Source organism: Rahnella woolbedingensis (assembly GCF_003602095.1).
Taxonomy (GTDB): Bacteria; Pseudomonadota; Gammaproteobacteria; order Enterobacterales; family Enterobacteriaceae; genus Rahnella; species Rahnella woolbedingensis.
Genome location: NZ_RAHH01000015.1, coordinates 132,093 through 143,972 on the forward strand (window position 1 = coordinate 132,093; position 11,880 = coordinate 143,972).

Annotated in this window: 13 protein-coding genes; 6 read left to right on the forward strand and 7 right to left on the reverse strand. The window is 53.0% G+C overall.

Features of this window, described 5'->3' with window-relative positions; genetic code table 11:
* Positions 1–179: 179 nt before the first annotated feature.
* Positions 180–401: a hypothetical protein gene (locus D6C13_RS14315; RefSeq protein ID WP_120133395.1), complete on the forward strand. Its 222-nt coding sequence runs from the start codon at positions 180–182 to the stop codon at positions 399–401.
* 5 nt (positions 402–406) lie between these two features.
* Here the strand turns inward: D6C13_RS14315 and D6C13_RS14320 are convergent, their stop codons facing one another.
* Genes D6C13_RS14320 through D6C13_RS14345 form a run of 6 tightly spaced genes read right to left on the reverse strand, consistent with a single transcriptional unit; the run spans position 407 to position 6,358 of the window.
* On the reverse strand, positions 407–1,054 hold the full coding sequence (locus D6C13_RS14320) for a flavin reductase family protein (protein WP_120133396.1): 648 nt from the start codon (positions 1,052–1,054) through the stop codon (positions 407–409).
* 1 nt (position 1,055) lies between these two features.
* Positions 1,056–2,480: a Xaa-Pro peptidase family protein gene (locus D6C13_RS14325; RefSeq protein ID WP_120133397.1), complete on the reverse strand. Its 1,425-nt coding sequence runs from the start codon at positions 2,478–2,480 to the stop codon at positions 1,056–1,058.
* A gap of 34 nt (positions 2,481–2,514) precedes the next feature.
* Positions 2,515–3,345, reverse strand: a complete 831-nt coding sequence (locus D6C13_RS14330; protein ID WP_120133398.1) for an ABC transporter permease — start codon at positions 3,343–3,345, stop codon at positions 2,515–2,517.
* On the reverse strand, positions 3,338–4,168 hold the full coding sequence (locus D6C13_RS14335) for an ABC transporter permease (RefSeq protein ID WP_244212696.1): 831 nt from the start codon (positions 4,166–4,168) through the stop codon (positions 3,338–3,340). Before D6C13_RS14335 ends, D6C13_RS14330 begins: the two co-directional genes overlap by 8 nt.
* Positions 4,169–4,174: 6 nt before the next feature.
* Positions 4,175–5,227, reverse strand: a complete 1,053-nt coding sequence (locus D6C13_RS14340) for an extracellular solute-binding protein (protein ID WP_120133399.1) — start codon at positions 5,225–5,227, stop codon at positions 4,175–4,177.
* A 15-nt stretch (positions 5,228–5,242) separates the two neighbouring features.
* A complete protein-coding gene (locus D6C13_RS14345) occupies positions 5,243–6,358 on the reverse strand; it encodes an ABC transporter ATP-binding protein (protein WP_120133400.1) in 1,116 nt (371 codons plus the stop codon).
* 429 nt (positions 6,359–6,787) lie between these two features.
* Here D6C13_RS14345 and D6C13_RS14350 point away from each other — a divergent pair, with 429 nt between their 5' ends.
* The 5 genes from D6C13_RS14350 (at position 6,788) to D6C13_RS14370 (ending at position 11,083) form a co-directional block, all read left to right on the forward strand.
* Complete coding sequence (locus D6C13_RS14350) at positions 6,788–7,891, forward strand: sugar phosphate isomerase/epimerase family protein (RefSeq protein ID WP_120133401.1); 1,104 nt, start codon at positions 6,788–6,790, stop codon at positions 7,889–7,891.
* Between the two features lie 151 nt (positions 7,892–8,042).
* Positions 8,043–8,780, forward strand: coding sequence for a GntR family transcriptional regulator (locus D6C13_RS14355; protein ID WP_120133402.1), 738 nt, complete (start codon positions 8,043–8,045; stop codon positions 8,778–8,780).
* 89 nt (positions 8,781–8,869) lie between these two features.
* Positions 8,870–9,205, forward strand: a complete 336-nt coding sequence (locus D6C13_RS14360; protein WP_120133403.1) for a hypothetical protein — start codon at positions 8,870–8,872, stop codon at positions 9,203–9,205.
* Between the two features lie 136 nt (positions 9,206–9,341).
* Complete coding sequence (locus D6C13_RS14365; RefSeq protein WP_120133404.1) at positions 9,342–9,782, forward strand: DUF2231 domain-containing protein; 441 nt, start codon at positions 9,342–9,344, stop codon at positions 9,780–9,782.
* A complete protein-coding gene (locus tag D6C13_RS14370; RefSeq protein WP_120133405.1) occupies positions 9,779–11,083 on the forward strand; it encodes a PQQ-dependent sugar dehydrogenase in 1,305 nt (434 codons plus the stop codon). The genes D6C13_RS14365 and D6C13_RS14370 overlap by 4 nt, the downstream gene beginning before the upstream one ends.
* A 191-nt stretch (positions 11,084–11,274) precedes the next feature.
* Here D6C13_RS14370 and D6C13_RS14375 read toward each other — a convergent pair whose 3' ends face one another.
* On the reverse strand, positions 11,275–11,592 hold the full coding sequence (locus tag D6C13_RS14375) for a putative quinol monooxygenase (RefSeq protein ID WP_120133406.1): 318 nt from the start codon (positions 11,590–11,592) through the stop codon (positions 11,275–11,277).
* Between the last annotated feature and the right edge of the window lie 288 nt (positions 11,593–11,880).

Genomic DNA, 11,880 nt, shown 5'->3' on the forward strand with positions numbered 1-11,880 from the left:
TGTGTCCGTCTGTGATTGCCCGCTTTTATGCGGGCTTTTTTTTGGATTTTCTTTAGCAACAGGGAGATAAAAAAGTGGTCTTCTGATTGAAATCACTGGAAATAACTATCGACAATAAGAATAATCTAATTATGCTATATTTAAGTTAATTATTTCTTCTTAAATTCCGGACTCAACACATGCCAGATATCAGGATTGTCTGCGAACAATGCGGCTCAGACCGCTTTGTCGCCAGCGCGAATACGCCTTTCGCTGAACAGGTAAATTCTATTGTCTGTGCGGTCTGCTCGCATCCTGTCAGAGTCGATGAAGTTATCATTTTTAAAGAAGGTACCTACATCAGCGGGTCCTACGACAACTTCCCCGGCGCCACGTCCAGAATGAGTGACTTCGATATCTGATCTTATTACCCCCTGGCCGCCCATTCCTCCGGGGTCAGCGTTTTAATATCAAACAGGTCGCGCGTACGGGTGTAGGTGTGGCCCCCCATTCTTCCGACAGCGTCCATCATCTGCTGGTCGATATGCAGATTCGACGGGTCAACCGCATCGCTACGGACATAAACCCCCAGCACTTCACCGAGAATGATTTCCCGCGCAGGCCCCACCTGAAGCGTGGTATGACGGCGGCATTCCAGCGCCGCAGGTGCAGCAAGAATTCGCGGACTTCTGACCATCACCCCCGGAGTCGTGTCCAGTCCGGCCTCTTCAAGTTCATCTATCTCTGGCCCGAATTTTATGGCACAGATTTCCATCTGCCTGACCAGCGCATCGTCGACGATGTGAACCGTAAACTCGCCGGTTTCACGGATATTGCGCGCGGTATCCTTAAAGCGCATATCGGCATAATTCTCTACGCCGATGGCCACAATCGCCGGGTCATGCGTCAGCACATTGAAAAAGCTGAACGGTCCGGCATTCGGAACACCGTCGTGACTGACGGTCGTCACCAGCGCGACAGGGCGCGGGATCACGGTGCCGATGAGGATTTTATAACGTTCACGTTCAGTCAGCTGTGCAAAGTCAAAATGAGTATGTGAGGAAGGTCGGGTCATATCAGTTCCCTGCGGCGACACGGTGGGTTTCAAGCGGCGTATGGCGGCTCAGATTTTCAAAGCCATCTTCTGTGACAACGTAACAATCACCGATATTACAGCCTGCCGACAGCGGCTCAAGCCACTGGGTATGCAAAACAAACACCATGCCTGCTTCAAGACGGTCATAGTTATGCGACGAAATATTAAAACTGTTTTGCGCACCGGCCATACCAATGGAATGCCCGAGGTTAGGATTATGCGGGCCATGAGTTGCCGGATACACATGCATCAGCTTGCGTCCCTGCGCTTCCCAGTCGATATCCTGCACATACTGATGCGGGATCAGCCGCGCGTCACCGTCCGGCATCGGTGCCCAGTTATATGGCATCGTCCGCGCCTCCGGTGAGGTCAGCATGCCGCGTTCAATCATCGGGCCGAAGGCAGCATTGTTTACATCGCGCATTAACGCCCCCGGTCGGATAAGCTTTTCAGCCCGTTTTACCCCTTCGGTACAGGCGGCGAGCACATCTTCCTGATGCGGCGTGATGTCTCCGACTGCAATCATTCTGGCCGTTTGCGCGGTATAACCCCGGCAGGTCACGTTGGAAATATACAGGTTAATCAAATCACCAGGACGAACCACATGCCCGTAGGGTTTGCCGCAATGGGTGCCAAATTTGTTGATGCCAATCTGATAACCGTCGCCCGTTTCACCCCCTGCAGCCAGCTGAGCAAAAGAAAAGGCCGCGTAGATTTCATGGTCCGTCACGCCGGGTCTGGCGACATGATAGGCCGCCTGCGTCCCCAGGCTTATCATCTGCGCCGCGCCACGAAATAACGCAATCTCGCGCGGTGAACGCACTTTTTGCAGGCGATCCAGAACGGCATTATCTGCAATGAATTTGCATTTAGGCATCAGTGATCCCAGCGAAGCCCAGAATGTCAGAGACGTCCGGTCGCCAATCATGCCAATTTGCGCTGCGTTCAGTCCGAAACGTGCAAGCACCTGCGCGCATTTCTCCGCCGTTTTAATGACGGAATCGCCGGGACGGTCGGCATATTCGCGCCCTATCGGACCAATCTGCCAGATTTCATCCACCAGCACCGGTTCGCCACCGGGCGGCAATAACACCGATTGGGTGAAGAATGAAAGGAGCACCAGCGGCTGGTCCGAATCGGTAGGGATGATCAGCACGCCTTCGCGCATCCAGTCGCAGATATAACGCAGATAAGCGTTCGAAGCATGGAACCAACCGACGCTGCCTGCGTGAACCACAATGGCGTCGTGACCGGCTTCAACAGCCTGACGGCGGATTTTACGCAGACGTTCTTCGAACTCTTCAACCGGCAAAGGAAGAGGGGCGATGAAATCGAAATCTGGCTGGAAATCAGCCAGCAACTGTCCGATGCGTGAACCGCTTACCGCGGTCGCATGAGTGTTCATAGTGTGTTCCTTACGTCAAAAAAGAGTCAGTGAATCAGGCGTTTTCAGGTGTCGGGCGCGGAGCAAGCACCCGCCGGGCAACCAGAAGACCGAGTAAAGTGACGGCAATGAGGAGCCCGGATATGGCCGCCACACGTACGTCGAGCGATTCTTCAATCAGCGCGAACATACGCAGAGGCAGAACCGTGGTTTTAGCGTCTGCAAGGAACAGCGAAACCGATACGTTGTCGAGCGACTGGATAAATACCAGAAACGCACCGGCCAGGATCCCCGGCATCAACAGCGGCAGCGTGACGCGGCGCAGGGTCATAAACCAGCTGGCCCCCATGGTCGTGGAGGCTTCCGCCAGTGACGGGTTGATCCCCTGCGCGACGACGGACGCCGCGCGGTACATCAGCGGACCGAATACCACCACATGTCCGATAACCGTGAGCCACAATGACGGCTGAAAACCAATGAAGTTCGCCACAATCAGCGCCGCAAGTCCGTAAACCAGGCTGGGCAGAACCAGAGGTGCCAGAAGTAACGGTTCAATAGTGCTGACACTGCGGCGTTTCATGCGGGTCAAGCCGATAGTGGCGGGGACAGCAAACACCAGGGCACCGAGTACTGCCAGCACGGCAATTTTCAGCGAGTTCCACGCTGCACTTTGTTCAGTGGCTGAACGAACCGGGTCCAGCAATGCTTCGTACCAGCGCAGGGAAAAGCCCTGCGGCGGATATTTCAGTGTCTGACCGGAGGTAAATGACATCATCAGGGCGATGACGATCGGTGCCACCAGATAGATGACGCACAGCGTGCCGAAGCCATACACAAAGACTTTGTAGAGCAGCGCCGGAACCGGGTTATCGCGTTGTTTAAGCATGGCCGACCAGTCTCCTGTGGCGTGAAATCAGGGTGAGTGCCACCAGCAGGCAGCCCGTGGAGAGCAACAGAATCACGGCGATTGCCGAGGCCAGCGGCCAGTCGAACAGCGTACCGACCTCACGATAAATCAGCTGCGGGACATAAACATTTCGCGCGCCGCCGATCACCGCCTGAGTGACAAAAGAGCTGCTGGTACTGGCAAACACCAGGATCCACCCCGCCAGCAAACCCGGCAGCATCAGCGGCAGAAGTACGGTGAGCAGAATGCGCCACGGACCGGCGCCAGAAACCTGTGCCGCTTCGGTGAGCTGATACGGCGTGCGGGAAAGAATGGCAATCAGCGGCAGAATGATGAGCGGCAGATCAATCTGACACATCGCCATCACCAGCCCGAGCTCGGTAAACATCAGGCTGGTCGGCACGCCGGTAATGCCCATCGACATCAGCGCCTCACTGATCGGCCCCTGACGCCCGAGGATCACTATCCAGGCAAACGTGCGCACCACGTTACTGGTCAGCATCGGAATGAGGGTCAGGAAAATCAGGACTTGCCGCAGATTGCGTCCGCCATGCCAGTAAAGCAGGGCAATCGGAATGCCCAGCAGAGTGGTGCCAATCACGGTTTCGATACCGAGCCGCGCGGTGTTAATCAATACGCGAAAATTGAATGCATCCCCGAAGAAACGGGCGTAATGATCCAGCGTTGCTCCGCCGTGTCCGGTGAAGCTGAAACCCACCAGAACGGCGAGTGGCGTCGCAAAAAACGCCAGGGAAAGCAATAACATCGGTACGACGTAAGGGAAGCCGCTCTGCTTCATCATTTCACCTCAGCCTGCAACCAGAGTGTCGAACTGGCGGATCCAGTCATCACGGTTTTTGTTGATTTCAGCCCAGTCCGGATAGACCAGCGTTTTAAGCTGTGCGCGGGTAACATAAGCGGAAATAGCCGGCGTCAGAGCCACGTTCTTGTTGGTCGGGAACATCTCGGTCGGTGGCTGTTCAAGCTGCTGCTGCGCGGATTGCGAAATGGCAGCGTCCATATAGGCGTAGGCGGCGTCCAGATTTTTAGAGCCTTTGGTCAGATGAATATTGACCGGTGCGGCCGGTGATCCGGTTTGTGGGTGCACAAACTCAGCGTTCAGCCCGAGGCTTTTCAGGCGTGCCACGTTGCTGGTGCTGCACATGAACACCGCGATTTCGCCCTGCTGGAAGAGCGTCATCTGATGGTTGGTACTGTCCACGACGCCTTTGAGTTGCTCCGGATGCTCTCTGAAAAGCTTGAACACGGCAGCCATATCCGCAGGACCTTTGCCGTAGATTTTGGCGATTTCGGTGTAGGCCATCACGGCGGTGTTCGAGGCAAAACCGGTCCAGGAAACCAGCCCTTTGTAGGCCGGATTTTCGAACAAATCACGATACCCTTTTGGTCGGGGAACCAGGTCCGGGTTATAGGCGATACCGTTCACTTCTACGGTCACCGTCGGGCCGTATTCACCCTGAAAAGACGGGTCGAGCAGGTTCCAGTTTTTCAGTCTGGACGGATCAATTTTCTGGATCAGATCGTTCTGAATCGCAATCGTCATTTGTCCCGGCGACATCAGCAATGTGTCGTAAGGCGGATTGCCGGGACTTGCCATTATTTTAGCCAGCTGATCCTGCGCCATGGCGGGTGCGATAGTCAGGTCGAAGCCTTGCTGTTTCAGCACTGGTGTAAGCACGTTGCGATAGGCGTCTTCCCAGTTTCCGGGGAACGTGGCCGCGACCGCACTGCCGCTGGCCGCTGCGCTGGCAGCGCGTAACGGGAAGGGCAGCATTGTGTAGGCCGCGACGCCCGCCATGAGATAACCGAACCGGCGACGACTGATTTCAAAGTCTTTCATAAAGTTCACCTCTGTTTATTCACTGATGAATTCCGGTTCAGCCGGAAAGGCATGACACCTTGCGGTATCAATTTCTGCAAAAAGTTGTGCCCCGGGTTCCGGGATAAAGGTTGAGGGGCCTCTGACCTCAGACGCGCGCAGACTGCTTCCGTCCTCCAGTACCAGTTCATGAACCAGCGAAGGTCCGAGCGGCACCGAAACGGTCATGCGGGCGGGCTGGGTGTTTTCCCCCGGCAGCGCAGTTAAACGGACTTCTTCCGGACGGAAGGTAATGGTGACGCGGGAACCCGGAGTGAAATTCAGACGGCGCGGCAGGCGAAGCAGCCGGCTATCCGGCAGGCCTATCACGGTGGTATCGAGCTCAAAACGCAGTACCGTGCCATGCAGAAGATTGGCCTGCCCGATAAAGGTATTGACGAACAGCGTCCTGGGACGGTCATACACGGTCATGGGCGTATCAATTTGCTCGACATTGCCTTTATTCATCAGCACCAGACGGTTCGCCAGACTTTGCGCTTCCTCCTGATCGTGAGTGACGATAAGCGTGGTGATACCGAGCGTTCTTTGCAGGTGCAACAGTTCGACCTGGAGATCGAAACGCAATGCGCGATCCAGCGCACCAAAAGGTTCATCGAGCAGCAGAAGGGAAGGACGACCGGCAATGGCGCGGGCGACGGCAACACGCTGTTGTTGTCCGCCGGATAATTCACGGGGCAGGCGGTTACCAAAATCATTTAGCCTGACCAGCGAAAGCATTTCTTCTACGCGCTGTTTACGTGCGGCACGGGAAATCTGCTGGCAGGCCAGCGGATAGGCGATGTTTTCAGCCACGGTCAGATGCGGAAATAACGCATAGTTCTGGAACACCATGCCGATCCCGCGCCCTCTTGCTGAAACATCTGCAAGATCCTGATTGCCCAGCACGATCTTCCCGCTCTTCGGCTGAATAAGACCTGCGATAGCCCGCAGAACGGTTGATTTACCACAGCCGCTCGGCCCCAGCAGCGCGACAATTTCACCTGCTTCAATCGAAAATGACACATCACTTATGGCGTTCTTTCCACCGTAGCTGTGAGTAAGGCCCTGAACCTTCAGGCGTTTGCTTTCAGTGGTGTTTTGCATGTCTGGCATAAGGCTTCCCGGATCTGAGTCGTGTGCTTGAAGATGAAAAAAGCAAGCGGCGTGCCAGAATGGATTGAGCCAGACAGGTAAAACTTCAACTCATTGAAAGACAGCGCTTAAATTCACAGGTTTGCATTCGCACACAGATGATTAAAAAAATAAACCCTGACATTCGCATATCTGAGCGCCATGCAGTTACGCCATTGTGGTGCATTGTATTAACCATTTTGGTGCGAATGTGGATATTTTAATTCGTAATAATATTCGAATATTTTTGCGAATATCTTAGTGTTTGATTAAAGCGATGATATTAAATGAAATTAGTGAGTTTTTTGAGTTGTCTGTCTGCACTGGCATATGATTTGCAGTATTCATACTTCAATGACTCAGCCAGAATTTTCACCCTCTTATTGGCAGCAAACGACTGCGGAGCACTGTATGAAATTAGGCATCGACGGGCAGAAACTGCCCGAAGTAAAAAAGCGCGGGCCACTGGGCAGCCTCGACTATGTAAAGGAACTGGGACTGGAAGGCATATTTTTCAGCACAGTATTAGATATGAGCCCGACGCTGGATCCCGGGTTGCTGCGTGAGATCCGCGCGAAAGCAGACGATTTAGATCTGTATCTGGAAAGTGGTCTGGGCAAGATCAATCCTTTTTGCAGCGCAGAAGCCCCGGAATTACGGGCGATTGGAGAGGGCGACATTATTGCTGGCTTCACCCGCATGATTGAAGCCAGCGCTGCGATAGGTTGCTGCGAAATGTGGGTTTCACCCGGAAATTTTAAAGGAGAGTATCGGGGACGTCTGGCGGTAGATCGTTTTCGTACCGATGTCAGCTGGGATGAACAATTGCAGGCTATGGGTAATGTTTTGCAAAAACTGGCGCCAGTCGCGCGCGCTCACGGCGTACACATGAATATTGAAACGCACGACGAAATCACCTCCTTTGAGATACTGCGCCTGATTGAAAGAGTCGGGGAAGACTGTACAGGCGCGGTGCTGGATACCGCCAATATGTTGCAGCGCGGCGAGCATCCGGTGATGGCGGCGCAACGTCTGGCACCTTTTATCCGGCAGACGCATATCAAAGATGCTTTTGTGGGGCGCGCCCCCGGCGGTCTGGATTTCCAGCCACGTGCCTGCGGACAGGGCGTGGTCGATTTCACGGCCATTTTGCCGATACTCGCTAAGGCTAACCCTGGTCTTACTTTGTCACTGGAAATCAATCAGTCAACTGACGACAAACGCCGTCAGCCTAATCCGCGTCAGTGTATTCAGATTGATGATCCCATCTGGCGCGCGGGGCATCCTGATCTGAATGCGAGGGAGCTGGAAGCCTATTTCGGCATGATTGATGCAGGAGAAAAACGGGTAGCCACTGGGGAAATTCCTGACTGGGAGGGGTTTGAAAGTGCACAATATGGTTATCCGACTTACGAAAATCAGTCTTATGGTTTACGTGAAGCGACAAACTTTATTCAGGATTCTGCACGCCACATCCGCGCCATCTGTGCGCAGAAAGGCATAATGTTACCCTGACACCGGGTTTTTAAGCCATTCTGTGAAAATGTCGTCACTGGCTTATTCAGTATTTGCGCAGAAAGATTCTTAACGAGATACTTAAACCCTAATTACCGGAACGTCCTGTGCCCGACATAAGGTATGACTGAGAATTAACCTGGAGAAAATAATGAAGAAAACGCGCACGCAAAGCGCCAGGACAGCGCCGGTTACGGCCAGCGCGGCTGATAATAACGACGATGTTTCCGAGCGGATCCGCGCCACGCTGGCGGCCGCCATTGGGGAAGGGGCGTTAAAGCCAGGCACAAAAATTCTTGAAGAGGCGATTGCCGAACACTTTGGCGTCAGCCGCACCGTGGTGCGTGGGGCACTGGGCGTGCTGGAAAGCGACCATCTGCTGGAACGTAAACGAAATCGCGGCACGTTTGTTGCGGAACCTGGCATTGAACAGGCCAGAAACCTGTTTGAAGCACGCCGAAAAATTGAAGCTCTGCTGCTTGAACTGGTGGTAGATCGCGCAACGACTCAACAACTGGAAGCACTGGAAAAGTTGGCCGACGAGGAAGAGCATATTCATCTTCATGGCGATGAAAAGTCTAAAACCGTACTTTCCGGTAAGTTCCATATCGTACTGGCGGAAATCGCCGGAAATCCGGTGCTGACCGAAATGCTGGCGAAGATTGTCGCGCGTCTTTCACTGGTGATGTCTTTGTACGAAGAAGACCATAAAGATGATTGCGGTGCAGATCATCACCGTATGATTGTGGCGGCTATCAAAGAGAAAGATCTGACCAAAGCGCAGCAACTGATGGACAGTCATCTTGCCGACATCGAAGGGCGGGTGCGATTAACCGAAGGTCACGGCGACCGGCATACGTTTCTTTCTGTGCTGGAGAACTTCTCGTGATGTGAACCGCTGACCGCGCCGTGCAACGCCCCGAAGAAAGGCTACGCTGATAGCTGAAAGACACTATTTTTCAGCGGGGCGAAGCGGTCATGCTCAGAACAAAAAATAATGCCCGGTTAGATGAAGATATCTGTGTGCACATTTTTACCGCGTCAGCCGGAATGGTCGGCGTATGCATCACAGTTATCGGGATTTTTCAGGTGATCACCACGCTGCGGCGCGAAGGCACGCTGGGTGATGATCTGCTGGCGGTCAACGCAATCCTCTATCTGGCTACCACCATCATGTCTTACTGGACGTTAAGGACGCGCAAACAGCGACGTAACCCTGTGCTCGAGAAGATAACCGACATTCTTTTTCTCGTTGCCCTGACCTTTACTACCGTCGTGGCAGGGGTGATTACCTGGGCCATGACGTTTACCTGACGGGCAGCGCACCCCTCCTTTTTGACATTCATTTCGGCATCATTCTTCAACTTTACTAATCTATTACAAGTACACCTGTTGGCTGTTACGCCATTTTCAGTGGCGGACAGTTCTGGATTAGTCAAAGGAGAAGGACATGCAAACGCATCCGAATTCGGCACGCCGTGGAGTTGCAACGGCGCTGTACGAGCTGTTAAACCCCATTCCTCTGGGGTTCTTTGTCGCTGCCTGGATTTTCGACATCCTCTATATGAAAACCTTTATCACCCTGTGGACCGATGCAGCGAACTGGCTGATTGTACTTGGGCTGATTATTGCTGTTATTCCGCGACTGATTAATCTTTTTCAGGTCTGGACGGGGCCGAAATCCGTTTCTGACAGCGCGCTGAAACTGCATTTTTGGCTGAATCTCATGGCGGTGGTGCTGGCGATTTTCAATGCTTTTATTCACAGCCGTGATGCTTATGCGGTGGTTCCGGCTGGGGTTATTCTTTCCACGCTGGTGGTGGTGCTTCTTCTGCTGGGCAATGTTCAGCTGGCATTTCGCCAGCCGGTCGCAGGAGGGACGTTGCGATGAAAATTTATCAACGCGTGTTATCCGTCTTCGTACTGGCTGTGCTGCTCAGCAGTTGTGATGACAGTTCGCAAATTGATCCAAAAAAACAGACCGGGGCTAACCCTGAACTGCCAAAAGCGCAAAATTTTCTGATGCCACCGATGAAAGTGCCGGAAGGCATTCCCTGGAAAAGCGGTGAAATGCCCAAAGTCGCCGACGGACTGAAAATCGAGAAAATCGCCGGGGAGCTGAAACATCCGCGTCAGGTGTATGTACTGCCTAATAACGATGTGCTGGTGGCGGAATCAAATGGCCCGGCGAAGAAACTCATTTTCCGCCCGAAAGAGCTGATTATGGGCATGGTTCAGAAGTCATCAGGCAAAGGCGGCGAGGGCGGGAACCGCATCACGTTGCTGCGTAATACCGGTGGCATGTGGGAAAAACATACGTTTATCGCCAATATCAATTCACCCTTTGGTATTCAGCTGACGGGGAACACGCTGTGGGTCGCGAGCGCGGACAGCCTGATAAAGTATCCGTATCAGACCGGCGAAACGCAGATTACCGCGCCGGGCGAAGTAGTTACGGAATTGCCGGGCGGTCCGATTAACCATCACTGGACAAAATCCCTGCTGGCGAGCCCGGATGGCAGCAAACTGTATGTCGGTGTCGGTTCTAACAGTAATATCACTGAGAATGGCATCGGAGCAGAAGACCGGCGCGCAGCCGTACTGGAAGTCGATGCCGCGACCGGAGCCAGCCGTATTTATGCCAGCGGATTGCGCAATCCGACCGGCCTGCAATGGGAACCGCAGAGTGGAAAACTCTGGGCGGTAGTGAATGAGCGTGATGAAATTGGTTCTGATCTGGTGCCGGATTACATGACGTCGGTGCAGGAACACGGTTTCTACGGCTGGCCCTACAGCTATTACGGCCAGCACGTTGACGAACGGGTCAAGCCGCCGCGTCCGGATCTGGTGGAGAAAGCGATCAAACCAGACTATGCCATCAGTTCCCACGTTGCTCCGCTCGGACTGCTGTTCTATACCGGTGATAATATGCCGCAATATCGCGACGGCGCTTTCGTCAGCGAACACGGAAGCTGGAACCGTAAACCGCTGAACGGTTATCAGGTGATGTGGGTGAAATTCGAAAACGGTAAACCGGTGGGACTTCCGCTACCGGTCGTGACGGGTTTCCTGACTGACGATCAGAAACAGGTTCGCGGTCTACCTGTCGGGCTGGCAATGGATAAGCAGGGTGGCGTTCTGATTGCTGACGATGCGGGTAACGTGGTCTGGCGGGTAAGCAAAGCGCAGTAAAATCTTTATCAGGAATGCGGGCAGGGAGCCCGCATTTCTTTATCAATAACCTCACCTTTACCCGGCCTGATAGCGTTTGCTCAGCGTGTCCTGACATTGCTGCTGTGTCATCACTCGTCGGATTTTTGTACAGGGGATGTTAATCAGAGGAGGAGGAAAAGAAATGATTCCCTCCCGCGATGCGTGACGTATTACAGCTCGGTCAGACGCTGAACGTTCAGGTTTTCCAGTTTACCGCTCAAGATATCGAGAAAATCATCGTGGTAGGACATTGCCACGTGTTGTTTCAAATCTTCTTCAGACTTCCAGCGTTCAATAAAGACGAATGACACTTTACCTTTATTTTCGAGGTTACGCACATCGGGTACAGCATGACTTTCATGCAGATCATATTGCAAGCATCCTGCTTCACGATGAGTTGGAGAAACCATTGCCAATGCAGCATCTCTAATAGTGTCGATGAATTCGGGCAAAGGGGTCAGTGTGGCAACAATTTTTACTTCGCTCATAGGGGGGCCTTTGATTGTTAGTGATTTATTCCGGATTTATACAATCCTGTACGGATTATTCAGGGTAGTTATAAGATGGTCATTGTGCCAGCCAATACGACAGAATCAATACTGAATGAGTCATTATGCAATTGGTGGGATGGGGTATAAATAATGAGCTCGTTGATCGATGCATTCAATTTAACATAATCATGATTACACGCACCAAGTTTGTCAGCGCAAAGCGATAATGTCGTGTTCTAGCAAAGTTAAAATGTCGTACTCCGGTTAGCCTGTTCTTATTCAGGC

Bases quoted from the DNA above. Each gene is read 5' to 3' on its own strand.
- D6C13_RS14315 (WP_120133395.1), top strand. From the start codon at position 180: ATGCCAGATATCAGGATTGTCTGCGAACAATGCGGCTCAGACCGCTTT.
- D6C13_RS14320 (WP_120133396.1), bottom strand. From the start codon at position 1,054: ATGACCCGACCTTCCTCACATACTCATTTTGACTTTGCACAGCTGACT.
- D6C13_RS14325 (WP_120133397.1), bottom strand. From the start codon at position 2,480: ATGAACACTCATGCGACCGCGGTAAGCGGTTCACGCATCGGACAGTTG.
- D6C13_RS14330 (WP_120133398.1), bottom strand. From the start codon at position 3,345: ATGCTTAAACAACGCGATAACCCGGTTCCGGCGCTGCTCTACAAAGTC.
- D6C13_RS14335 (WP_244212696.1), bottom strand. From the start codon at position 4,168: ATGATGAAGCAGAGCGGCTTCCCTTACGTCGTACCGATGTTATTGCTT.
- D6C13_RS14340 (WP_120133399.1), bottom strand. From the start codon at position 5,227: ATGAAAGACTTTGAAATCAGTCGTCGCCGGTTCGGTTATCTCATGGCG.
- D6C13_RS14345 (WP_120133400.1), bottom strand. From the start codon at position 6,358: ATGCCAGACATGCAAAACACCACTGAAAGCAAACGCCTGAAGGTTCAG.
- D6C13_RS14350 (WP_120133401.1), top strand. From the start codon at position 6,788: ATGAAATTAGGCATCGACGGGCAGAAACTGCCCGAAGTAAAAAAGCGC.
- D6C13_RS14355 (WP_120133402.1), top strand. From the start codon at position 8,043: ATGAAGAAAACGCGCACGCAAAGCGCCAGGACAGCGCCGGTTACGGCC.
- D6C13_RS14360 (WP_120133403.1), top strand. From the start codon at position 8,870: ATGCTCAGAACAAAAAATAATGCCCGGTTAGATGAAGATATCTGTGTG.
- D6C13_RS14365 (WP_120133404.1), top strand. From the start codon at position 9,342: ATGCAAACGCATCCGAATTCGGCACGCCGTGGAGTTGCAACGGCGCTG.
- D6C13_RS14370 (WP_120133405.1), top strand. From the start codon at position 9,779: ATGAAAATTTATCAACGCGTGTTATCCGTCTTCGTACTGGCTGTGCTG.
- D6C13_RS14375 (WP_120133406.1), bottom strand. From the start codon at position 11,592: ATGAGCGAAGTAAAAATTGTTGCCACACTGACCCCTTTGCCCGAATTC.